The organism is Noviherbaspirillum denitrificans, from assembly GCF_002211445.1.
Lineage (GTDB): Bacteria > Pseudomonadota > Gammaproteobacteria > Burkholderiales > Burkholderiaceae_D > Noviherbaspirillum > Noviherbaspirillum denitrificans.
In genome coordinates, this window is sequence record NZ_LSTO01000001.1 from 2,900,929 (window position 1) to 2,924,392 (window position 23,464).

Genomic DNA, 23,464 nt, shown 5'->3' on the forward strand with positions numbered 1-23,464 from the left:
ATGGGGCCCGCTGAGCCGACGTGTGCGGGGAGCAGCGCCAGTTGTAGGGTCACATTCTGGGGATTGGATGAAGCAGCAGCGGTGAATCTGGATCCTTTCGCTAGCTCGATCATCGGACGGTTGTGACAGACGGCTTCACCGATGGCGCGAACCTTCCCGAAGCTTGTCCAGGTGCCTGGACCCGTGGCGCTGGAGCGGCGTGCGTTGGTCCGACGAGATCGACTCGATAATCTTCCGAGAACCGCCGCCTCTTGACGGAATCGAATATTGGCCCCCTCCTGAATGGCGTCAGTCTTGCGCCATCGTCAAGCAATAACCAACCTACATGCAAAAGAGCACGTCTTCTCAGGCAAAGCGCGAAAGTCACAGCTACACACGCCTGCACGCCATTCTCGACAGCCTGAATGAAGGCGTGCTGATGATCGACAAGGACGGCCGGGTGGTCGAAGCAAACCAGGCAGCACTGGATTTTCTCAGTGTAACTGGAAAGGAAGAAATCGATCTCTCGAAAGGCGGACTAGAAGCCACCTTCGACGTTTCCACGCTGGAAGGAAAACCGGTACCGGTTGAAGCGTGGCCGGTATGGCGGGTCATGCAGGGGGAGAATGTGTTCGAAACCGTACTTCGCGTCAGAAACAGACGGACGGGACGGCAATGGATTTCCAGCCACAGCGGACGGAAACTCCTATTTCCAGAAACTGATGAGATGTTTGCCGTGTTGTCGATTCGGGACATCACACGCAGCAAGACCGCCGAGATTCAGGTGCAGTCGATGGAAACACGGCTTAAATCCGCGTTCGACAGTTTCACCGATGAGGTCGTAATTATGGATCGCCACCTCAAGCCCACTTATGTCAACGCCGCAGGCCGGCGCTGCGCAGCCTCACTAGTGGGAGACAGGGAGCACACCTTTTGGCATTCGGCCGCCCGGGAAGCAGTGGAGAGCGCCACGTCTGTCATTACGGACGTCCGGCATGCCACTGACGCGGGAGTCCGTGACTATGTCATCAGCGCGATGCCGCTATTCGACGCCGCTGGCGCCGTTGACGAAGTTGTTGTCCTGCTTCACGATGCGACGGAGCGGAACCAGGCTGCGGAGAGCGTGAGACAGGCAGCGCTGCACGATACATTAACGGGACTTCCGAATCGCGTCTTGCTGTCCGAAATTGCCAAGCGCATGCTTGCCGAGGCAAAACGTTCACACCAGCGCATCGCGGTGCTGCTTATTGATCTGGACCGCTTCAAGACGGTCAACGATGTCTACGGGAACGAGGCGGGGGACAAGCTCTTGCGCGAGTTGGCCAAGCGCATTCGCTTTCGCATGCGCAGCCAAGATCTGATCACGCGCTTCGGCGGCGACGAATTCGTCATTCTGTTGCCGCTGGTGAATGAGCATCACCTCCCGCATACGGTGGCTGCCGACCTGATCCATCTCATCGGACAACCCGTCCAGGTGGATGGAGGGCAGCTGACGGTGGAAGCCTGCGTCGGCATTAGCCTGTTTCCCAACGACGGAGAAACGCTCAACGAACTGCTGCGCCAGGCAGACGCGGCGATGGATGCCGCCAAGGAATCGGGGAGAAACAGCTATCGGTTCTATACAGAAGAACTGGCGCATCAATCGATCACGCAATCGCGCGTGGAAAACGAGCTGAGACGGGCGCTTGGGCAGGGCGAGCTCAGCCTCGCGTATCAGCCGATCATCGAGATCCATTCGGGAAAGGTGTTATGCGCAGAAGCCCTTATCCGCTGGGAAAACGGCCGCGTCAGTCCGGACGTTTTCGTGCCGATTGCGGAAATATCCGGGCTGGTCGGCAGAATGACCGACTGGGTGTTGGATGAAATTTGCCGCGAGCAGCGTCGTTGGCGACAGCTGGGGATTCCGCTGATTCCGATTTCCATCAATGTCTCACCGGTGCAATTCAAGCTGCGGGGCTTTGTCGATGACATAGAGAGGCGGCTGCGTGAAAAGCAGTTTACCGCCGAGGCATTGCAAATCGAGCTGACGGAAACGGCGGTGATGGATAACGTCGACCATTCGATACACATTATCAAGCGGCTGCGCGGGCTGGGCATCAAGATTGCACTCGACGATTTTGGAAAAGGCTACTCCAGCCTCAGCTATCTCAGCCGTCTTCCGATCGACAAGATCAAGATCGACAAAGAGTTCATTCTCGGATTCGATCAGAGTGCGACGAATCGCGCGATTACCGACGCCGTGATTGCGCTGGGCACCGCGTTGCAGCTCGAGGTCGTTGCCGAAGGCATCGAGTCGCGCGAAGCCTTGGACTATGTGCGGGAACAGGGATGCAGACAGGCACAGGGTTTCTACCTGTGCAAACCGGTTCCCGGTAAGACCTTTGCTGCGCTCTTCGGCGACGGGACCGCTTCCAGCGTGGTTCTTTATCCGGAGGACAGAATGAAACGATGACCTGCGTGCGCTTCTGTTACCCGTAGGTGACGAATCGACGACAACCCATCCCGGCGGAAAGAAATCCTGTGGATGATCGCGCTGGGGCAGGGCATTCATGCAACCGGTGCGCACCGTGATCTTATCCGGATTTCTGTTCGGGTAGACGGCCCACCAGCTGAATGAGCTGAAGCCGGCGGTATGTTGTGCAGGCAGTGACGCATCAGGTGCAAGTCTTCGTATCCCTGCTCAGGGCCATTGCGATCCACATAGATGGCGGTGCCGTCGGTCACCACGTCCTGTTTTATCCAGGGGATGTCATCTGATAAAACGTAGAGGTGTGAGTGGGCGGCGCGGGCGCGAATGCAGTCAATGGCATTGCGGTAGTAGCGGTTCGTCACGACGCCTGCGTTCCAGCCTCGATACTCCGGATTCATAACCGCATCGCCGCCCCGGAATTGGATGCTGATGGCGTTCGTTGCGTCAAGCTGTTTGCGCATCTGCAAAATAATCACGCGTTGGTTCTACCTTCTGCTATTGACGCCATTGATGCTCATGACTCTTGCCGAGCACCTGCAAGAGCATGGGTTCCACGGAGCCCTTCATGAGGAATTGCTCGCATTCCTGGGCAGACAGTGGAGAGAAGAACAGAAAGCCCTGGGCTTCGTCGCAGCCTTGGTCGACAACGAATTTCAACTGCTCCTGCGTTTCGACACCTTCGGCCACGACCGTGAGGCCGAGGCTGTGACCCATCGCGATGATCGCCGAGGCAATGGCGGTACTGTCGGGGCCGTCAGGGATCTCTTCGATGAATGAACGATCGATTTTCAGCGTGTCCACCGGGAGCTGCTTGAGCGAGCTGAGGGAAGAATATCCAGTGCCGAAGTCATCGATGGCAATCGTGAAACCGATCGCCTTCAGTTGCCGAAGCGCCTCCGCAATGCTCGGCTCGGACTGTAGCGTCGTTTCAGTGACTTCAACATCCACACCGAATCCGTCGAAGGGCGAGCACGCCGCCAATTTCTTCCGGATGTTCTCGACATAGTGCGGATTCCTAAACTGGCGCGCGGAGACATTGACGGCAATCCGCACCGGCGGTACCTGGCGGTCTTTCCATTCACGGATCTGGTTGCATACCGCATCGAAAATCCAGTCGCCGATCCGGTCGATCAACGACGTTTCTTCCGCCACATGGATAAAACTGTCGGGCGACCGCATGCCTTGCGAAGGAGGATGCCATCGAACCAGGGCTTCGACGCCGGCGATGCGGCCGGTCGAAAGTTCGATCTTCGGCTGGTAGAGAACGACGAGCTGATTCGACTGGATGGCATTGCGCAGGCCGCGGTCGATGGCAAGCAGCTCCGAGGCCGCGGTCGTCATCTCCGGTCTGTAGAATTCGTACGCGTTTCTTCCCTTGTTCTTGGCGCCATACATGGCCGTGTCGGCCACCTTGGCCAGGGTCTCTGCGTCTTCTGCATCATCCGGGAATATGGCGATGCCGACGCTCGCCGAGATGGTAATCTCCTGGCCGGCTATCTTCATCGGCTGCGATACGAGGTGCACCACCTTCTCAGCCATCAGCGCCGCGTCCGCCGGTTCCGCTACCTGGGGTAGTATGATCGCGAACTCGTCCCCTCCCAGTCGGGCAATCGTGTTTTCCGCGCGCCCGCTTGTATTTAACCGGGCGGCAATGGCTTGCAGCAGTTCGTCGCCGGCGGAATGGCCGAGCGTGTCGTTCACTAGTTTGAACCGGTCGAGATCAAGCATCAGAAGAGCACCTCGCAGGGCGTGCCGCCGCGCGTACGCGAGCGCCTGCGAGAGGCGGTCGTTGTACAACAAACGATTGGGCAGCCCGGTCAGCGCATCCTGGTATGCAAGACGCGTCAGCTTTTCTTCGGTTTCCTTGATGGTTGTGATGTCCGAGAAGACCGATATGTGTTCCGTGACTTTCCCGCTTTCATCCTTGACGGCGGTAATTGATTCCCATGCCGGAAACATCTCGCCAGATTTTTTCGTGTCCCATATTTCTCCTTGCCAGAAGCCGTGTTCTTCGATGGCATTCCAGAGATGGCGATAGAAGGCTTCATCCTGGCGACCCGATTTGAGGAGGCGCGGGTTCTTGCCAATGACGTCCTCAGGTGTATAGCCGGTGATCCGAGTGAATGCTTTGTTTACCGCGACGATCGTGTTGTCCGCATCGGTGATCAGGATGGCTTCATTCGTATGCTCGAACACCGCCGCAGCCTGCCTCAGCTTGGCGCGCGCTTCCCGCATCTCGGTGATGTCGAAGAGCGTCGTACGGCTGGATAGCACATTTCCCTGGGCGTCGAAGATGCCGGCGGCGCTGACTAGCACTGGCAGGATCGTGCCATCCTTGCGCAAGAACTCGAATTCGACGTCGTGCACGCGCCCGCGGCGAAGGAATTCTGGATAGCCTTCCCGGAACTTCGCCTGGCTCTGCTCCGTCAGCAGGTCTGTCACGTTTTTCCTGCCCACCAGTTCTTCGCGGGTATAGCCGAGCCAGTCCAGTTCGGTCTGGTTGATTTGAACGATCACCCCGTCCCGGTCCAGTGAATGATAACCGCACGGTGCATTGTCGTAGAGATCCCTGACCTCTTCGGCATAGCGGGCAATCGCCTGGTGGGCGCGCCGGCGTTCGCTGATGTCGCGGACGCTGGCCATCCACCTCCCGTCGGGCAGCATGCGCGTGCTAAGTTCGACGGGAAGAAATGTGCCGTCCTTGCGTTTTAGCTCCCACTCTGTGACCTCGGAATGTGATAAGTCCTGTTGCAGGTACGACATTGACTTCGCAAAACGGTCCGCTTCGCTCGATGAAATCAAGTCGACGATCCGTCGTCCTTTCAGCTCTTCGTGCGTGTAGCCGAGCATCGTGCAGGCGCTCCGGTTGGCATCGGTATAGACGCCATCCCTGTTAGCAATGATGATACCGTCGCTCGCATGCTCGAACAGTGTCCGGAAGCGCTGCTCGCTATCCTCCAGGGCGCGTTCTGCCTTTCTGCGCAGGCCGATATCCTGCACCACGCCGATGATGACGTGCGGCTGTCCGTGTTCGCCCCGACTCAATACCTCTCCGCTCGCATGAATGAGTTTTTGTTTTCCATCGGGAAGAACAATCCGATACTCAACCTGATAGCCCCTGTTACCAGAGAAGAGCGACTCGATAGCCCTTTCGACAGGCGGCCTGTCCTCCGCAAGAATGCGGTCGAGGAAGTACTCGATCGGCACCGGCTGCTGAGTCGGCTTCAATCCGAACAGGCGAAAGGTATCTTCGGATGCCGTGGTCTCGCCGGTCCGGTTGTCCCATCGCCAAGTGCCGGAAAGCGCCATCCTTTCGGCCTCCGCGAGGTTGCTCGCAATGCGGCTCAGCGATTCCTGGGTTGTCTTGCGTTCTGTAATGTCCTCTATCGTCGCCAGCAGGCACGTTTGGTGTCCGCCCTCGCGCGGCGCCACGGCAAGGTCCAGGTCGACCCAGATGATCTTTCCGTCATTGCGTACATAGCGCTTTTCGCCATGGAAGGAAGGCAATTTTCCGTCGAGGAGCTGCATCATGATGTTCCGGTCGGCTTCACGATCTTCCGGATCGAGAATGTCGAGGTAAGCTAGCGCCAGCAATTCCTCATGTCGGTAGCCGAGAAGCCTGCAAAAGACACTATTCGCTTCGGAGAATGTTCCATCGGCTGTGATCTCCGCCAGTCCAATCGACACGCCATTGAACACCGAACGCAGGCGCTGCTCGTTCCGCAGCAGGGCAGATTCATTCTGGCGGCTGCGTTCAAGCTGTTGGCGCATACGTTCCATTGCGCGCGTCAAGCGATTCACGCGCGCCTGGAGCCGCTTCGCTTGGTAGTGGTCGTGCTTCGTGGCCATCGTCAATTTCTCCCTTCGCAGGATTGCCGCCACTCATCCACGGTGCATCCAGCGCCATCGTCGCAAGCGTGGCGAAAGCCGGATTGACGAAGGTCAGGACAATCGTGCTTCCTTGGCATTCACGATGGCTTGCATCCGCTTTACATGCTTGCGCCGGGTTTGCTGCGTGCAAACACCTGCTTGATGCATTCGAACCATACGATCATTCCGACTACCACGACGGGAATGGCAAACCAGACAACAGGTTTCACCGGGGAGAAATGAAAGACGGCGCGCAAGACGGGAATGCTGACGACCGCGGCCATTGCAAGGCCGCCCATGCCCAGGATCCACCACTGGGCACTGTTGGGAATGCGGATCAGGGACAGGAAGCTGCTGTGCAGGGCTCGGCTGGAAACGATCAGCGCGAGGTTGCCGAGGACAACGGTCGCGAAACCAAGCGCACGCGCTGCCCCCGGTTCCGTACGGGGGAGGGCGGTCAGGAACACGGCCGCCGCAGCGGCAAGGATGCCGATGCCGAGCAGCAACGCCATGGCAATATCCGGCGCGCCGAACAAGGATTCGGCGCTGTCCCGCGGCGGCATTTTCATCAGGTCCCGATGTTCCGGCTCCGGCTCGAATACCAGCGCACAGGCCGGATTGATGATCAGTTCCAGGAACACGATGTGCACCGGGCCAAGCGCGGGGGGCGTGCTAAGCAAGACCGCCAGCAATACCATGCCGGCGATCGGGACGTGCACGGCGACGACATAGGTCAGGGCCTTGCGCAGGTTGTCGTAGATGTGGCGGCCCAGCCGGATGGCACGCACGATCGAGGCGAAATCGTCGTCCAGCAGCACCAGCGACGATGCCTCGCGCGCGACATCGGTGCCACGCCCGCCCATGCCGATTCCGATATGGGCAGCCTTGAGTGCCGGCGCATCATTGATGCCGTCACCGGTCATGGCCACGACGTGGCCTTCCGACTTGAAGGCTTCCACCAGGTGAAGTTTCTGTTCGGGGCGCACGCGCGCAAAGACATGCGTCGTGCGAACGATGTCTTTCCACTCGCGGTCGTTTGCGGCGCGCAAGACATCGCCGGTGACGATCGGCTGCGCAGGCAGGCCCGCGTCCTTCGCAATCGCCTGCGCGGTCGCCGGGTAATCGCCGGTGATCATGACCACGCGTATGCCCGCTTTCCGGCATTGCGCGATTGCCGCCGGTACTTCGGGGCGCAAGGGGTCCGCCAGGGCGACCAGGCCGAGCCAGATGAAGCGGAAGCCGTCGGGACGGAGCGGCCAGGCCTCGCCCTCGTGGCCCGCCTTGGCCACCGCCATCACCCGCATGCCTTCGCCGGCGAGGCGTTCCGCATGCTGCAGCACGGCGGCATAGCGCGGGGGATCGAGGCGGCAAAGGCGCCCGACCGCCTCCGGCGCACCCTTGGCGGCCACGACGTGCATCGCCTGCCCCGGCATGCGCCAGACGTGGGTCATGGCCAGGAGTTCGGTTGTGATCGGGTAGTCGTGGACGAGCACCCCCTCGCCGAGACAGCGCACGGCCCCGGGGTCGACGTCAGCCAGGGCCTGGTGCAGGGCCTTTTCCATCGGGTCGAAGGGAAGCACTTCGCTGGCCAGTACCGCATGCGCCAGCACCTCGCGCACGCCGTCGGGCGCCCGACCGGCGTTTGCGTCCCAAAGCGTTTGCACGGTGTCGCCGAACGCCACCGCCGCCACCGACATCCGGTTTTGCGTCAGCGTGCCGGTCTTGTCCACGCATAGCACGGTCGCACGTCCCAGTGCTTCAATCACCGGTGTGTGCCGCGTCAGTACGTGGCTCTTGGCGATGCGCCACGCGCCGAGGGCCATGAAGGCGGTGAAGACGACGGTGAATTCTTCCGGAAGCGTGGACATGGCCAGCGCAATGGCGGTCAGCAGCCCGCCGAACCAATCATCGCGCAAGGCCACATACAGGAGAAAGGTAAGGCTGGACACGCCGGCGCCAAACCAGGCGAAGCGCTTGATCAGCCCCCGGATTTCCCGCTGCAGGGGGCTGTCTTCCGCCTGCACCGATTGCAGGGTGGTGCCGATCTTGCCGAACTCGGTGCGCGGCCCGGTCCCAAGGATGCGTGCCATGCCGCCGCCGCGCACGACCATCGTGCCGGCATAGACCGGTGCGGAAGCAGCGGTGCGTACCTCCTTGCCGACCGGGAGTGATTCTCCCGTCAGCAGCGACTCGTCCACCAGCAGGTCGTGGCTTTCGATCAGGACGCCGTCGGCCGCTATCCGGTCACCTTCTTCCAGCAGCAGGATATCGCCGGCAACCACCTCCCGCCCCGGAAGGCGGACGGGAGCGCCGTCGCGCAGCACAAGCGCGCGCGGGCTCGACAAGTCCTTCAGCTTTTCCAGCGTGCGGTCCGTCTTGCGCTCCTGAAGGATGCTGATGGTCATCGAAACGATGACAAACCCGAGCAGCAGCAAGGCGTCGGCGGTATCGCCCAATAACAGGTAAATGCTGCCGGCTGCCAGCAGGAGCAGAAACATCGGCTCCCGGGCAACATCGATGGCTGTGTCGAATATCGACCGAGTCCGGCGGCGCGGAAGTTCGTTGTAGCCATGCTCCTGCAGCAGACGCGCCGCCTCGTCCGCCGTCAGTCCCGTCACTCCGGATGCCGGCCGGGTGGAGGAGGGTTGCAGCCGTTCCGCGCCTTGCCCGGCCATCCCATTAACCCGTCCTGAGGCGCGTGCGCCACCATACCGCCCAGCCACCCAGTCCGGCCACAATTGCCAGCAGCAGGATGAAGGCGCCGACGAAGGGAACGGCCAGCGCCACGCTCAGGATCAGGAGGGATAGGGCGAAGTAAAGCACTTGCCTGGTCCTGGATAGCGGCTCCGCTTGCCGGGTCGTCGCAGCCAGGCGTCCGCCGAGGAAAAAGGCTGACGCGAGGTAGCCCAGCATCAAGGCGAGCGGATAGAGCAGGAGCAGCGTAAAGCCGATTGGCAATCCGATCACCGTCACCATGAACAGCACCGCCATCGGCGGAACCGAAAACAGGAGAGCCACGCCGACTAGCAGGATGCGTCCAGGTTCCTGCCGCATTGCGTCCTGTACGCCGGCGATGGCGTTCGGGAAGAGCGCGTGGAGAAGAATGCCGGAGGCCAGCATGCTGGCCACGAAGAGGGGATGAAACCAGGACAGCGCACCGTCGCCCTTGCGCTCGCCTTGCCATTCGCGCGGCGTGCCAAGGCGCGTGACCTTGCCGTTGACCTGGCTGAACTGGCTTTCCGGCAATTCGGCAGCGCTTGCATAAGAAAGGTTGCCGTCGATGCGGGCGGACCGGGCCAGGACAATCCGTTCGGCGCGGAGCTCGGTGTCGCCGCCGATTTCGCCGGCCAGCGTAATCGTATTGCCATAGATTCTCGCGCCGCGACCGATGCGGCCGTCCACGATCACGTCCCTACCGGCGATCCATCCCGACCCATGCACCGACGCCCCGGGTGCCACATGGACAGTGCCGCCAGCCGCGACCAGGTCTGCGCCCACGTCCTTCTCGATGCGCACCGTGCCTCCGGCGGCACGCAAGTCCTGCCCGACCGGCGCGCGAATGTCGATCGTTCCTCCGGACACCGCTGCGTCGGCGCCCACATTCTGCTCCACGCTGACGCGCGCTCCAGCCGCAATCAGATCTCCTCGGACGGGCTGCATGATCCGTACTTCTCGCCCGGCCAGATAGGTATTGCCCGCCTCGCTGGTTTCGGCATGGGTGGGCGCCGCCGGCAAGATAACGGCACACAAGAAAAGAATGGACGAGGGGAATACCGCATGCATGATGGACTCCTTCCCGGTTGATTCCGCACTGCTCTCACTGTGCGACGTGCCACCAGGGTCGATTTGACGGCGCACAAAAGATCATGATCGGCGGCCGTGCCCTCGTTCGGAGGGTACTGAAGCGATCGGACGGAAAGCGTAGAAGAGCTGCTTCATGACCTGCGCCAGCAAGAGATACAGGATGGCAAGACCCGCGATAGCCGCGTAGAAAAACGGCGGCAACGGCGCAAAGTTGAACCAGTCGGCCAGCGGTGTGAGCGGCAGGGCGATGGCGACGGCAAGGATGCCCGCGGCAGCGGCGACCAGTGCCGGGTGAGGGCGGCTTTTCAATGGATTCTTGCGCGTTCGGATGACAAAGATCACCAGGATTTGCGTGGCGAGTGATTCCACGAACCAGCCGGTCTGGAATTGTGTTTCCCCGAGCCGGAACACGCCGAGCATCAGGTAAAAGGTAGCGATATCGAACAGCGAACTGACCGGCCCCATGACGAGCATGAAGTCACGCAGGAAGTGCATGTCCCATTTCTGTGGCTCCAGCGTTTCGGACCTGTCCACCGTATCCAGCGGAACGGTCGCCTCCGAGAGGTCGTAAAGGACGTTGTTTAACAGGATCTGCAGCGGTTGCATCGGCAGGAAAGGCAGGTACAGCGCGGCGATCGCCATGCTGGTCATGTTGCCGAAGTTCGAACTGCTGCCCATCATGATGTATTTGCGCACGTTGCCGAAGGTGCGCCGCCCCTCGACCACACCGGCGGCAATGACGTCGAGATCGTGATGCAGCAGGATCAGGTCGGCCGCTTCGCGCGCGACGTCGACCGCCTTGTCGACGGAAATGCCGACGTCGGCACTATAGAGCGCGGGCGCGTCATTGACGCCGTCGCCGAGATAACCGACTGTACGACCATTGTCGCGCATGGCCTGGATGACCCGATTCTTTTCCATGGGACTGACACGGCAGAAGAGATTGGCGTTGCGCACGCGTTCGCGCAGCGCCGCGTCATCCAGCTGCGCGACCTCGTTCCCCATCAGCACGCCGCGCACCGGTACGTCCAGCATGCCGCAGATGTATTGAGTTACCCGTTCACTGTCGCCAGTCAGGATGTTGACGTCGATGCCGAGGTCCTTGAGCTTCCGGATCGCCTTGGCCGCGCCTTCCTTGGGCGGGTCGAAGAAGGCAGTGAATCCGGCCAGCGTCAGCCCTGCTTCGTCATCTAGCCGCGCGTGGTCCCTGTCGGGCGGCATGCACTTGACCGCGACGGCAAGCGTACGGAAGCCCGCGTCTTCAAGCTCCGCCAACCGGGCCTGCGCCATGGCCCTGATGTTTCCCTCCAGGGGGATGACGGCGGAGGCGGGATCGTCCGGATCGTCCAGCGCGTCCCGGCAGTGCGACAGGACCGCGTCGGGGGCGCCCTTGAGAATCAGCCAACGCCGCTCATCTTTTCCGGCGCCGTGAGCCAGCAGGACTGAGAGGCGTTTTCGCTCGAAGTCGAACGGCACCTCGTCGAGTTTCGTCCACCCGGTCGCCTCCACCGCACCATGTGCAAGAATCGCTTCTTCGAGCGCCGTGCGGATCCCGGACTCGAACGAGCTGTTGAGCCAGGCGTAGCGCTGTACGGCTTCGCATTCCCGGCCGCGGATGTCAACGTGCCTGATCAGTTTGATCGCGCCCTCGGTCAGGGTGCCGGTCTTGTCGGTGCACAGGACGTCAATCGCGCCGAGATCCTGGATCGCCGACAGACGCTTGACGATCACACGCTGCCGGGACAGGCGCAGTGCACCGCGCGCCAGGGTGACGGTCACGATCATCGGCAACAGTTCCGGGGTGAGACCGACCGCCAGGGCCAGCGCGAACAGAAACGATTCCATCAACGGCTTTTGTCCGACCAGATTGGTCACGGTAACGAACAGAACAAGCAGCGACACAACGACCAGGATCATCTTCCCGAAGTCTCGTACGCCCTGTTCAAAGGCCGTGGCCTTGCGGAACGTCGCCAGTACGTTGGCAACGGCGCCGATCCGGGTAGCATGTCCGGTCTCGCAGACCAGCATTACGGCTTCGCCCGAAATGACGCTGGTGCCCATGAACAAAGCACCGCCTTCCCCGTTTAGCGCGGCGCCCTTCTCGACAGGATAGGGCTCACCGGTCAAGGCCGCCTCGTTGACGAACAGGTCGGTCGACGTCACGATTCGTCCGTCAGCGGGGACCAGCCGCCCGGCATGGAGGAGGACGATGTCGCCAGGGACCAGGTTCTCAGCCAGAATGTCGTCTGGCCGGTTGTTACGGAGAGCGGTGGCTCGCAGGGCTACGGCGCGCTTCAAATGTTCGGCGGCCCGGCCCGCGCGGTGCTCCTGGAAGGTATCTAGCAACACGCTGCAGAGGATGATGGCAGCGATAATGAGGGTGCTGGCCGGATCGTCGGTTGCGGCGGACACGGATGCGGCGAAAAGCAGGAGCAGGACGAGCGGACTGGCGAGCTTGCGGATGATACGCTTCCAGGCGGTGAGCACGGACGTATCCGCGAGCAGGTTCTTGCCGTGCAGCGCAAGCCGCCGCTCCGCCTCTTGCGTGGTAAGGCCGGCGGCGCTGCTGCCGAGCGTCGCCATTTCCAGGGGAAGAGGACGGCGCCACCAGATGCGGTCGACGCCGCCATCCTCCCCAGTTCCCCGGCGGGCAGAAAGCTGAGGCGACGAACCGGAGGTACTGGCGTTGCGCATGAGCGAAGGCGGCTTCAGGATGGCGGCACCTCCAGCCGCTCTTCCGCAAACGGCACCACCGTCCCCGATGCCATGTCGCACCATTCGACGCGGTTCATCACTGCCTTTACGCCTGGCACGTTTTCCGCGGCCACGCGCAAGGCATCTCGTTCCCTGGCATCGGTAACGATCCCGTGCAGGTGCACCACCCCATCCTTCACGATCACCGTGATATAGCCTTTGTCGCCCCAGGATGTTCCCTGCAGTTCATCGAGCACGCGCTGCCGGATGCCAGTGTCGGAAGGACTCGGGCCTGAAAATCCAGGCGAAAAGTACATCAGCGCCTGCATCAGGTTCGCCCGCGTGATCATACCCGCGAGGCGGTCGTTTTCCACGACCGGGACATGCTTGATGCGATGCTTTTCCATTGTCGATACAGCCACTTCGAGCGGCGTTTCCGGCGTAACGGAAATCATCTTCGGGGACATCAGATCGCGTACCCGCCGGCTATGGCTGTGGACATACTCTTCCGCCAATTTTCCTTGTCCGGCAAGGAATGCAATCCAGCGCGGACGCGAGCGTTCGGTACCGGTTTCGGAACGGCGCAGCAGATCGCCTTCGGTCAGCATGCCGATCGGCCTGCCATCATGGTCGACGACGGGCAGTCCGCTGATCCGGTTCTTCAACATGAGCTGGATGGCCTCGCGCAGCGATGCGTCGTGACAGACCGCGATCACGGGTTGTGTCATGACATCAGATGCCTTCATGCATTCACCTCCTCGCCTGATCAGGTGGAAACAGCGCACAGTAGAACATTGCGCGTCATGCGCAATTCCTGATGGCAGACTAGGCTGCCGCCACTCTTTCTTCCATGATCCACCTCAAATGCGGACAAGGCGAATCGGGGTATCTGTGGCATTGTTCGGCGTCGCAAGCAAAGGAGTGGGAACATGAAGAAGGAATTGATAGCGGTCATACTGGGGACAAGTCTGGTTGCATGTGCACAGACGCAGGGCGAACCGCGGGCCGCACTCACAACGGGCGAATTTGACGCGCAGGCGGCACAGGTGCAGGAAAGCATCGGCAAGATGCAGGCGCAGATGGACCGAATCGCGAAGACGCAGGACCCGGCGGAGCGGGAGCGCTTGCTGCAGGAGCACTGGGTTGCCATGCAGTCCACCATGCGCATGCTCCATGGCATGAATGGACCGGGCATGGGCGGGGGGCCGGGTATGGGCGGCGGCATGATGGGTTGGCGCCACATGGGCGGCTATTACGCAGGGCTAACACCGGAGCAGCTCAAGCAGCGCCAGTACATGACCGACCAACGACTGCAGATGCAGCAGATGATGATGAATCAGATGATGGAGCACCATTACTGGGCAGGGCAGGCGCGTCCGCCCACTTCCGGACGCTGATCGGTTGACGCGCGGCATGCGCCGCCCGGGTCGGCCGCATGCCGAACCGGCGCAACCATGACCAGGTGCAGGCCCCCTTATCCACGCCAGGAGGGAAACGTCATGTATAACCGTATTCTCCTGCCGACAGACGGATCCGAACAGTCCAGGCAGGCCGTGGAAAGCGGCATCATCTTCGCTCGGAACATGGGTGCAGCGGTCGTCGGTCTTCACGTCCTGCCGAGGCCGCACAAGGACCTTCTCGACGCCTGGATGCATCACGACCCCGGCTATGCTACGCAACGGCTTGCGCTATTCGATCGCATGGCGGATGAAGCCCTGAGCTTTGTGTCCAACGCGGCGCTCGGGCTGGAGGTGCCGTGCATCTGCCGCAAAGTGGAATCGGATGAGCCCCATGCTGCGATCGTCGCCGTCTCGGACGAAGAGCGGTGCAATCTGATCTACCTCGCTTCGCATGGGTGGAAGGGACAGCAGCTGTATCTCGGAACCGTGACGCTCAGGGTCCTGCGCGACAGCAGGGTACCCGTCCTGGTATACAAGCCGCATTTCCGGTAGGCATAAAGAACGAACCGACCATGGACGCTATCGAAGCCCGCATGCAGCAGCGCGTGCCCCAACCTGATCACGAAATACCCACGCCAGAGCCTGGAACGCCGCCCGGCGAACGGGTAGTGCCGCCGTCCGAACCGGTGACGCCACCGCGTGAACCGATCGCGCCAGCGCCGGAACCGCTATCCATGCGGCACCACGTGCCAGTCGACAAGACAGAAATTCTACCTCGCTTGCGCTGAGTCAAACGCACATATTGGACGCAGCTGCGTCTGCGCATACGCTAAAGGTGGTCGTGGCCGAGATGCCGCTGACGGCGGCCGGATTCTGCGCTGGGCCGCACGCCTCTCCGTCCGTTAGACAACATCCTGCGAAGGAGAAGTGATGGCAGCGAGGGAATTGCACTTTTACCGTGAAGCCCGCGCGGGGATTTGCGCCGGCATGGAAAAGCTCGCGAACGCAGTGCGCGTGACCCTCGGACCGAAGGGACGCACGGTCATGCTCGAAAACCAAGCAGGTCCGCCACTCATCATTAACTCCGGCGTAGTCGTTGCGCGGCATATCGAGCTCGCCGACAAACTCGAAAATCTCGGGGCGAGCCTGCTGCGGGAAGTGTCGGCTAAGACCTCCGAGTCCGCCGGGGACGGCACGACCACGGCGACCGTTCTGGCGCAGGCGCTCGTCGGCCAGGGCATGAAGTACGTGGCTGCCGGCTTCGATCCAATGGACTTGAAACGCGGCATCGACGCCGCAGTCAGCGCCGTGGTCGGGCGTCTGCGTGACACCTCACGGCGCGTGTCGACCGACGACGAGATCGCCCATGTCGGCGCCATTTCAGCAAATGGCGACAAAGCCATCGGCGACATGATCGCGGAAGCGATGCGCCGTGTGGGACGCGAAGGCGTGATCCGTGCCGAGGACGGCCGCGGCATGGAAAACGAGCTCGACGTCGTTGACGGCATGCAGTTCGAACGCGGCGCGGTCTCGCCTTATTTCTCCAATCAGGCGGACGGCGTGCGTACCGTGCTGGAAGATGCCTGGGTACTGGTCACCGACGGAAAACTGACGGCAATAGCCGAGCTGCTGCCAGTGCTGGGAAAGGTGATGGACACCAAGCGTCCCCTGCTGCTGATTGCCGACGAGGTGTCCGGCGATGCGCTCGCCACGCTGGTCGTTAACGCCCTGCGCGGCGTGCTGCCCGCCTGCGCGGTCAGGGCGCCCGGTTTCGGCGACAGCCGACGGGCGGAACTGGAAGACATCGCGATCCTGACCGGAGCCTGCCTTGTCAGCAACGAGACCGGCGCGCCGATTGCCGATGTCACGCTGCAGCAGCTTGGACGCGTCCAGCGCGTCGAAGTCGACCGCGACAGGACAGTACTGATCGGCGCGCACGGCAACCCGGAAAAGATCCGGTCGCGCATCGAGCAGCTCCGTAGGCGGGCGTCGGAGGTGGCTGCGCCGGAGCGGATTGCGCTGGAGGAAAGGACTGCGCGATTGCGTGGCGGAGTTGCGCTTATCCGCGTCGGTGCGACGACCGAAACGGAACTGAAGGAAAAGCGGTCGCGTGTCGAGGATGCCTTGCATGCGACGCGGGCAGCTGTCGACGAAGGTGTCGGACCGGGTGGAGGCATTGCGCTGCTGCGTGCACGCGAGGTGCTCGCCACGCTGAAGACGGGATCGCAGACCCGCGATCTCGGCATGTCGCTCGTCTTCCACGCGCTTGAATCGCCGCTGCGCCAGATTGTCGAAAACGCCGGGGGCGAGGCCGACGTGGTGATCGAAGCAGTGGCGGCAGGCAACGAAAATTTCGGATTCAACGCTGCCACGGGCGCGTACGGCGACGTCATGGAAATGGGCATCATTGATCCGACGAAGGTTACCCGGCTGGCACTGCAGAATGCGGCGTCGATTGCAGGCCTGATACTGACCACCGACTGCGCGGTCACGTCCGTGGCGTCGGTGGCCTCGGAGTTTGTGCCGGGGGCACTGGAAGGAATGGGTCTGTGAGCATCGCATTCATGCCGCGCAAAGCCACACCTGTCGCAATCCGGCATCGGTTGATCCACCTCATGGTGCGATGGCAGGACGCTTCCTATGCTGGTGTTCGCCCGGCCTGTGCAATCGCGGGACGGACACCGTGGTGGAAGGTTCTTGTTGTGCTTCATCTTCCGGGACGCGATTTCCCTTGTTCACATTCCACAGGAGGCTTTTATGGCTGGCAATCTCATGCGTTTTGATCCCATCAATGAACTGATGCGTCTCGATCCATTCAGGAACATGGATGATCTCTTCCGCGAGTTTTCCGTCGCGCCCTCGCTGCGCGGCCTGGAACCGGAACCGCGGATCCGGCTGGACGTGGAGGAGGCCGACGACGCCTATATGGTGAAGGCGGACCTGCCCGGCGTGAAGAAGGAAGACATCAAGATCGCCGTCGAAGGAAACCGCGTCAGCATTTCAGCAGAATGCAAGCGGGAAAAGGAAGAAAAAAGCAACGGCAACATCGTGCGCAGCGAACGCTATTACGGTCAGCAGCACCGCAGCTTCACGCTGCCGCAGGATGTGGATGATTCGAAGGCTCAGGCGCGCTACAGCGACGGCGTGCTCAGTCTGTCGTTGCCGAAGAAGGCAGGCGCCGCCAGCAAGCAGATTTCGGTGCAGTAGTGCCGCGATAACTGATGCTGCAACCGCGCCTGCCCTGGGCGGTTGCAGCAGAGGTTTAGTGGAAGACGGTGACGGGAATCGCCGAATGCGCAAGCACCTTTTGCGTCTGGCTTCCGAGGAATACCTTCGACAGCCCCTTGCGCCCGTGCGAGGCCATGAAGATGGCGTCGCAGTGGCATTTTCCTGCGGCATCGACGATTTCCTTGTAGGGGTCGAACGACTGCGCCACGACGGTTTCCACTTTGACGTGCCGCTGATCGGCCATCTGTTGCAATCGATCCACGTGGGAGCGCGCCTCTGTCATCGCCTTTTCCTCGAACTCCTTCGCGCCAATGGCCGAAGTGCCTTCATACAGCGGCGAGTAGGGATAGGGTTCCGCCACCGAGAGGGCAACGACGGTGCCGTCCAGCCTTTCGGCCAAATCGAAAGCGGCCTGAGCCGCTTTTTCCGAAAGAGCGGAACCGTCGGTAGGAACCAGGATTTTCTTGAACATGATGAAACCTCCTTTCGTGCGGTGTCGTTGCCGGCTGGCCGATACATCGTCCCATGCCTGTACCAGCCGCGTTTGAGAGGCGTCAATCCTGAACGGACAGGTGTCCTATGAACACGACCGCGTCACCCTATATCCGCTGGTTTTCCGATCTCGGTATCGCCGATGTCGCCTCCGTCGGCGGCAAGAATGCCTCGCTCGGCGAAATGTATCGCGAGCTGTCAGCACAGGGGGTGCGAGTGCCGAACGGATTCGCGGTCACCGCCGACGCATACCGGCACGTGCTGGACGAGGGCGACGGATGGCTGGCACTGCACAAGGTGCTGCAGGGAATGGATGTCGCCGACGTTGCCGACCTGGCGCGGCGTGCCCATCTTGCCCGTGAAATCGTGTACGGCCTGCCGCTGCCGGACGATCTGTCCGGCGCCATTCTCGATGCCTACCGGCAGTTGCAGGCGCAGTACGGCGAACAGATGACCGTGGCCGTGCGCAGTTCCGCCACGGCGGAAGATTTGCCGACTGCCAGCTTCGCCGGCCAGCACGAGACCTATCTGAACCTGTCGGGGAGCGCCCGGCTGCTGGACGCTGTCAAGCGCTGCTACGCCAGCCTGTTCACTGACCGCGCGATCCGTTACCGCGCCGACCGCGGATTCGATCATCTCAAAGTCTATTTGTCGGCGGGTGTGATGAAGATGGTGCGTTCCGACCTTGCCTCGAGCGGCGTGATGTTCACCCTGGATACGGAGACCGGCTTTCGCGACGTCGTCTTCATCACGGGCGCTTACGGCCTCGGAGAAAACGTAGTGCAGGGGACGGTGGACCCGGATGAATTCCACGTATTCAAGCCGACCTTCCTGCGCGGTCACAGGACCGTATTGCGACGTTCGCTCGGCGCAAAGGAGGTGCGGATGGTGTATGCGAGCGCGGCCGGAAGAGAAACGACGCGCAATGTTCCGACGCCCGACGCCGATCGGGCACGCTACTGCCTCGACGATGGCGAGATCCTGCAGCTAGCCGATTACGCCCTGGCGGTTGAACGGCATTACAGCAACAGGGCCGGAATGGACATGCCCATGGACCTGGAGTGGGCCAAGGATGGCGTGGATGGACAGCTCTACATCGTACAGGCGCGTCCGGAAACGGTAGCTGCGCGGAAAGCAGTCAACGTCATTGAGGAGTACGTGCTGGAGCAGCGCGGCGAGATTCGCGCCAGGGGGCGGGCTGTCGGAAGCAAGCTGGCGACGGGTGTCGCCCGCGTGGTGCGGGATGTGTCGGAATTGCCGCAGTTCCGGCCGGGCGAGGTGTTGGTCGCGGATACCACCACGCCGGACTGGGGAACGGTGATGAAGACCGCAGCCGCCGTGGTCACCAATCGCGGCGGCCGGACCTGCCATTCGGCGATCGTCGCGCGCGAGACGGGCATTCCGGCCGTCGTCGGTTGCGGCAATGCGACCGAGCGGATCCGTACCGGCGAAGCGGTCACCGTCTCCTGTGCGGAAGGCGACGTCGGCCTTGCCTACGCTGGAACGCTGCCATACCGGGTGACGCACACGGACCTGGCAACCTTCGATCGTCCCAGCACGCGCCTGATGCTGAACCTTGGCAACCCGGACCTGGCATTCCGCTCCCGCTTCCTGCCCGCCGATGGCGTGGGGCTGGCACGTATCGAATTCATCGTTGCCGAACATATCCGGGTCCATCCCATGGCGCTTGTCCATCCCGAACGCATCCCGGACAAGTCCGTGGTCGAGGAGATCCTGCGCCTCGCGCAGCACCATGCACGCCCGGAAGATTATTTTGTCCGGACGCTGTCGGAGGGCGTGGGCACCATCGCCGCCGCGTTCTATCCGCGCCCGGTGATCGTGCGCATGTCGGATTTCAAGACCAACGAATATGCGAGCCTGCTCGGCGGACGCTGGTTCGAGCCGGAGGAGGCAAATCCGATGATCGGCTTCCGCGGCGCGTCCCGCTACACCCACCCCGCGTACCGCGAAGGGTTTGCTCTGGAATGTCGCGCCATGAAACGCGTGCGCGAGGACATGGGACTGGACAACGTCAGGCTCATGATTCCATTCTGCCGCCGCATTCCCGAAGCCGAGGCGGTTCTGGCCGGCATGGCCGAGGAGGGCCTCGTGCGTGGAAAAAACGGGCTGGAAGTGTATGTGATGTGCGAAATTCCCAACAACGTGCTGCAGGTGGACGCGTTCTCCCGCCTGTTCGACGGATTTTCCATTGGTTCCAACGACCTGACCCAGCTCGTTCTGGGTGTCGACCGGGACTCGGAGACCGTGGCCTTCGACTTTGATGAGCGTGACGAAGGGGTGAAGACCATGATCCGCATGGCAATCAAGGGCGCGCGCAATAACAGGAGACATTGCGGCATTTGCGGTCAGGCACCCTCGGACTACCCTGACTTTGCGGAATTTCTCGTGGAGCAGGGCATCGATTCGATCAGCCTGAATCCCGACACCCTGGTTGCCACCACGCGCCGCGTGCTGGAGGCCGAGCGGCGGTTGACTAGCCCCGGCACTCGTCCAGGTACAGCTTGACGAAATCCAGCGCCGAGACAATGCCTTCCACTGACCGCCCTTCCATTACGAGTACGTGATGCACCCGATGCTCCACCATGAGTTCCGCGACCTTGGGAGCGGGAGTGTCGGCCGATACCTGCAGCGGTTTGTAGGTGCACAATTCCCAGGCCTTCGTCGCCCGGCCTTCCTTTCCGGACGCATGGTGCCTGACGACATCGGTGGTCGTGATGATGCCGATCACCGCGCCGCCGTCATCGTAGACGGGAGCCGAGGAAATGCGATGCGCGTTCATCACGCTTTCCACGATGTCGATCGTGTCGTCCATGTGAACCGGACTGACGGTCCTATGCATGATCGAGGAGATCGGTTTGCCCATGATGTCCCTCCTGCACGTGCGTGTCTCGGCCAGGGTGACCGATGCGCAAACCTTACGCGGATGGACGGCACCGGCCTTGATCTCGTTCAAACAGCGCCCCGGGTCGAAGTCCTGGACCGCCAGATATCGTCGAGGGCATGACACCATCCTCCTGTGCTGCTCCGACGGGCAGTTATACCCTGGTTCGCGTCTCGTGCGAACGTTCCGTGGTCATTGCCTGCACGGCCATCTGAAGTTCGTCGGCGACGATTTCGAGAATGTCATCCATGCTGACAATGCCCTCCAGGATACTGCCGCTCCTGACGACCGGCACCCTGCGTACACCTTTCTGACGCATCATCGCGAGCGTGTCGTAGATGGAATCTTCCGGGGCGACGGTGACGACCTCGTTGCTCATGACATCGGCGACGCGCAGGGTCTGGGGATCGAAGTCCCGTGCCACGGCAATGATGGCAATGTCACGATCCGTCATTATGCCGGCGACAACATGTCTTCCCTCGACCTCGCTCACCACGACCAGGCTGCCTACGTGCTCGGAGCGCATGAGGTTGGCCGCCTGCTTGAGGCTCATGTCCTCGGTGACACATATCACGTTGCGGGTGCAGATTTCGCCGACATTCAATGGCTGTTTCATGATGCCTCCTTTTGCATGGCTGTGTGGAAAGAGAATACGCGGAACGTCTCTGAGGAAGGAATGCCGCATTGACTATAGCCCCGCCAAATTCGGCGCAGGCAGGAACTGGATCAAGGTTCGCTACAGGTAGACGGAACGATATCCTCGCCGGCAAGCGGGGCCATGGCTTCCCTTGCGGCCTGCGCCATATCTTCCGGGCTACCGTCGTGATCGTCGCCGGGCTGCCATACCGCATGGACGACGACCATCAACGGGGTGCGGACCGGCTGCCATGTTTTGAGCGGCAGTGCCTGCCGGGCGCCGCGCATGCCCGCGAGCACGATGGGCACGCCATGGCGCGCAGCGATCACAAAGGCGCCGGAATGGAACGGCCTGAGGCCCGGTGCGCGCGCAATGGCGCCTTCCGGAAAGATGACCAGGTTATCGCCTTCCTCCAGCCGCTCCCGGAGGCGTTCGATATTGGCGTGTGCGGCATGGTCGGTGTGCGGACGGAGAATGATGGTTCCGACTGCGCGCAATATCGGCCAAAGTAACGCCTGGCTGCGGAATTCCTGCCGGGCGACAAAGGCATAACCGGGTGAAGCGGGCAGGGCAGCGGTGAGGATCAGTGCATCGAGGAAGCTGGCGTGGTTGGCGATGAGGATATGGGGATGTTTCGGCAGGCGGTCGAGCCCGTCGACACGCAGGGGAATGCAGGCGGAACGGAACAACAGGCGCGCGCCGCATCGTGCGACGCGCCGGCGCTGTGCGCGCGGCCCGGGCCAGAGAACGATTAACGCACCGAAAACCAGAAGAATGACGCAAAACAGCGTCCAGCAATACATGCTGTACACAAAGTGTCTGCGGGAGGTACTGCCCATCGGGCCAATCAGCGGTTTTGGCTGCGGCGAGGTCATGGTCAAGGTCCTGGTTGTGGTGCCTGTCAACTTACAGCCACCGGCAGTCATTGCCATGCGCCGCATCAAGGACGTATTGCAGACTTGTTGGTGATGAAGACAGGCTGCTCACCGACTTGATAATGCGCCCAACAGCGCCCATGTGTTCATCAGCCCATATTGGAGGTATTCATGGACCTGCATTCTTTCGGCCACGAAATGAAGCGCTTGCGGCGCGGTCTGGCTGCCAGGCTTGCATTGATGTCGCCCCGCTTTCATCACCTGCTTCCCACCGGAACATCCTTCAAGCGGATCGACTTTCGCTGGGATGAACACGGCGAACACCTGATGGTGTTCCTGCCCGGCATTGGCGATGTGGCGGAGGATTTTATCCGGCGCGGTTTCATCGAAAGAGTACGCCATCATGGCGTAGCGTCCGGCTCCGTCGTGCTCGATGCGCATTACGGTTACTATGCGTCTCGCTCCCTGCATGCGCTGCTTCGGCGCGACGTGCTGGATGCCGCAGACAAGGAGGGATACCAGAAAGTGTGGATGACAGGTATTTCGCTGGGCGGATTCGGGGCCGCGAGCTTCGCCGCCATGCACCCCGACCGGGTGGCCGGCTTGCTGCTGCTCGCCCCTTATCTGGGCAATGAAAGCCTGATCCGGGAAATCCGCCAGGCAGGCGGTGCAAGACACTGGGAGCCGGGGCGCATTACCGAGGACGACTACCCTCGGAGATTATGGGCCTGGCTGAAACACGCGTACGCCGCAGGCGGTACGGACATGCCGATCTATCTTGGTTACGGCACGCACGACCGTTTTGCGCCAGCCCACCGCCTCCTTGAGGAACTGCTTCCGCCGGCCAACGTATGTGCACTTCCGGGCGGACACGACTGGAGGACATGGGAGCGCTTGTGGCGTCATTTCATGCAACGCAAGGATGTGATGGGCCGCTAGCCATCGCTTTGAAATAACCCATACGACCTTACGGACCGTAGACGGCGCACTTCGGCGTTGCCCGACGCTTGCGAAAAGTCCACCGCGGCGCGTCCCCGAGAGGAAAAAATGGACAAGATGGACCGATTTTATGACGGCGAGAAGGCGCCGTCCGCGTTGTCGTAAAGGGAACAT

General features: G+C 61.5%; 18 protein-coding genes. 8 read left to right on the forward strand and 10 right to left on the reverse strand.

Annotated features, from left to right (window positions below; translation table 11 throughout):
- The first annotated feature begins 325 nt into the window (after positions 1-325).
- The gene (locus AYR66_RS14095) at positions 326-2,431 is read left to right on the forward strand and encodes a putative bifunctional diguanylate cyclase/phosphodiesterase (protein WP_088708002.1); all 2,106 of its coding nucleotides are present in this window, start codon (positions 326-328) and stop codon (positions 2,429-2,431) included.
- 95 nt (positions 2,432-2,526) lie between these two features.
- Here AYR66_RS14095 and AYR66_RS14100 read toward each other — a convergent pair whose 3' ends face one another.
- The 6 genes from AYR66_RS14100 to AYR66_RS14125 form a co-directional block, all read right to left on the reverse strand.
- Positions 2,527-2,925, reverse strand: a complete 399-nt coding sequence (locus AYR66_RS14100) for an alpha-1,2-fucosyltransferase (protein WP_088708003.1) — start codon at positions 2,923-2,925, stop codon at positions 2,527-2,529.
- Positions 2,926-2,944: 19 nt separating this feature from the next.
- A complete protein-coding gene (locus AYR66_RS14105; RefSeq protein WP_088708004.1) occupies positions 2,945-6,298 on the reverse strand; it encodes a PAS domain S-box protein in 3,354 nt (1,117 codons plus the stop codon).
- A gap of 140 nt (positions 6,299-6,438) precedes the next feature.
- Entirely contained in the window at positions 6,439-8,994 is a 2,556-nt protein-coding gene (locus tag AYR66_RS14110) for a cation-translocating P-type ATPase (RefSeq protein ID WP_088708005.1), read from the reverse strand.
- 4 nt (positions 8,995-8,998) lie between these two features.
- Complete coding sequence (locus AYR66_RS14115) at positions 8,999-10,102, reverse strand: DUF8173 domain-containing protein (RefSeq protein ID WP_088708006.1); 1,104 nt, start codon at positions 10,100-10,102, stop codon at positions 8,999-9,001.
- Between the two features lie 81 nt (positions 10,103-10,183).
- Complete coding sequence (gene mgtA / locus AYR66_RS14120) at positions 10,184-12,817, reverse strand: magnesium-translocating P-type ATPase (RefSeq protein WP_088708007.1); 2,634 nt, start codon at positions 12,815-12,817, stop codon at positions 10,184-10,186.
- A gap of 14 nt (positions 12,818-12,831) precedes the next feature.
- Entirely contained in the window at positions 12,832-13,563 is a 732-nt protein-coding gene (locus AYR66_RS14125; protein ID WP_088708008.1) for a CBS domain-containing protein, read from the reverse strand.
- A 183-nt stretch (positions 13,564-13,746) separates the two neighbouring features.
- On the opposite strand from AYR66_RS14125, the gene AYR66_RS14130 reads away from it, so the two are divergent.
- The 5 genes from AYR66_RS14130 (at position 13,747) to AYR66_RS14145 (ending at position 17,424) form a co-directional block, all read left to right on the forward strand.
- Positions 13,747-14,214 carry a hypothetical protein gene (locus AYR66_RS14130; RefSeq protein ID WP_088708009.1) on the forward strand — a complete coding sequence of 156 codons (468 nt, stop codon included), beginning with the start codon at positions 13,747-13,749 and terminating at the stop codon, positions 14,212-14,214.
- Between the two features lie 102 nt (positions 14,215-14,316).
- Entirely contained in the window at positions 14,317-14,769 is a 453-nt protein-coding gene (locus tag AYR66_RS14135; protein ID WP_170942142.1) for a universal stress protein, read from the forward strand.
- A gap of 20 nt (positions 14,770-14,789) precedes the next feature.
- The gene (locus AYR66_RS28405) at positions 14,790-15,005 is read left to right on the forward strand and encodes a hypothetical protein (RefSeq protein ID WP_141104077.1); all 216 of its coding nucleotides are present in this window, start codon (positions 14,790-14,792) and stop codon (positions 15,003-15,005) included.
- A gap of 142 nt (positions 15,006-15,147) precedes the next feature.
- A complete protein-coding gene (gene groL / locus AYR66_RS14140) occupies positions 15,148-16,770 on the forward strand; it encodes a chaperonin GroEL (RefSeq protein WP_088708011.1) in 1,623 nt (540 codons plus the stop codon).
- An 87-nt stretch (positions 16,771-16,857) separates the two neighbouring features.
- On the forward strand, positions 16,858-17,424 hold the full coding sequence (locus AYR66_RS14145) for an Hsp20/alpha crystallin family protein (protein ID WP_337367057.1): 567 nt from the start codon (positions 16,858-16,860) through the stop codon (positions 17,422-17,424).
- Between the two features lie 55 nt (positions 17,425-17,479).
- Here the strand turns inward: AYR66_RS14145 and AYR66_RS14150 are convergent, their stop codons facing one another.
- Positions 17,480-17,917: a universal stress protein gene (locus AYR66_RS14150; RefSeq protein WP_088708013.1), complete on the reverse strand. Its 438-nt coding sequence runs from the start codon at positions 17,915-17,917 to the stop codon at positions 17,480-17,482.
- A 107-nt stretch (positions 17,918-18,024) separates the two neighbouring features.
- Here AYR66_RS14150 and ppsA point away from each other — a divergent pair, with 107 nt between their 5' ends.
- The gene (gene ppsA / locus AYR66_RS14155; protein WP_088708014.1) at positions 18,025-20,463 is read left to right on the forward strand and encodes a phosphoenolpyruvate synthase; all 2,439 of its coding nucleotides are present in this window, start codon (positions 18,025-18,027) and stop codon (positions 20,461-20,463) included.
- Here the strand turns inward: ppsA and AYR66_RS14160 are convergent.
- The 3 genes from AYR66_RS14160 to AYR66_RS14170 form a co-directional block, all read right to left on the reverse strand.
- The gene (locus tag AYR66_RS14160) at positions 20,432-20,821 is read right to left on the reverse strand and encodes a CBS domain-containing protein (protein WP_170942143.1); all 390 of its coding nucleotides are present in this window, start codon (positions 20,819-20,821) and stop codon (positions 20,432-20,434) included. The genes ppsA and AYR66_RS14160 overlap by 32 nt on opposite strands.
- A 172-nt stretch (positions 20,822-20,993) precedes the next feature.
- Positions 20,994-21,455 (reverse strand): CBS domain-containing protein, encoded by a 462-nt coding sequence (locus AYR66_RS14165; RefSeq protein WP_088708016.1) that lies wholly within the window; start codon positions 21,453-21,455, stop codon positions 20,994-20,996.
- 110 nt (positions 21,456-21,565) lie between these two features.
- Positions 21,566-22,408, reverse strand: coding sequence for a lysophospholipid acyltransferase family protein (locus tag AYR66_RS14170; RefSeq protein WP_170942144.1), 843 nt, complete (start codon positions 22,406-22,408; stop codon positions 21,566-21,568).
- 114 nt (positions 22,409-22,522) lie between these two features.
- On the opposite strand from AYR66_RS14170, the gene AYR66_RS14175 reads away from it, so the two are divergent.
- Complete coding sequence (locus AYR66_RS14175; RefSeq protein ID WP_088708018.1) at positions 22,523-23,290, forward strand: alpha/beta fold hydrolase; 768 nt, start codon at positions 22,523-22,525, stop codon at positions 23,288-23,290.
- Positions 23,291-23,464: the final 174 nt, after the last annotated feature.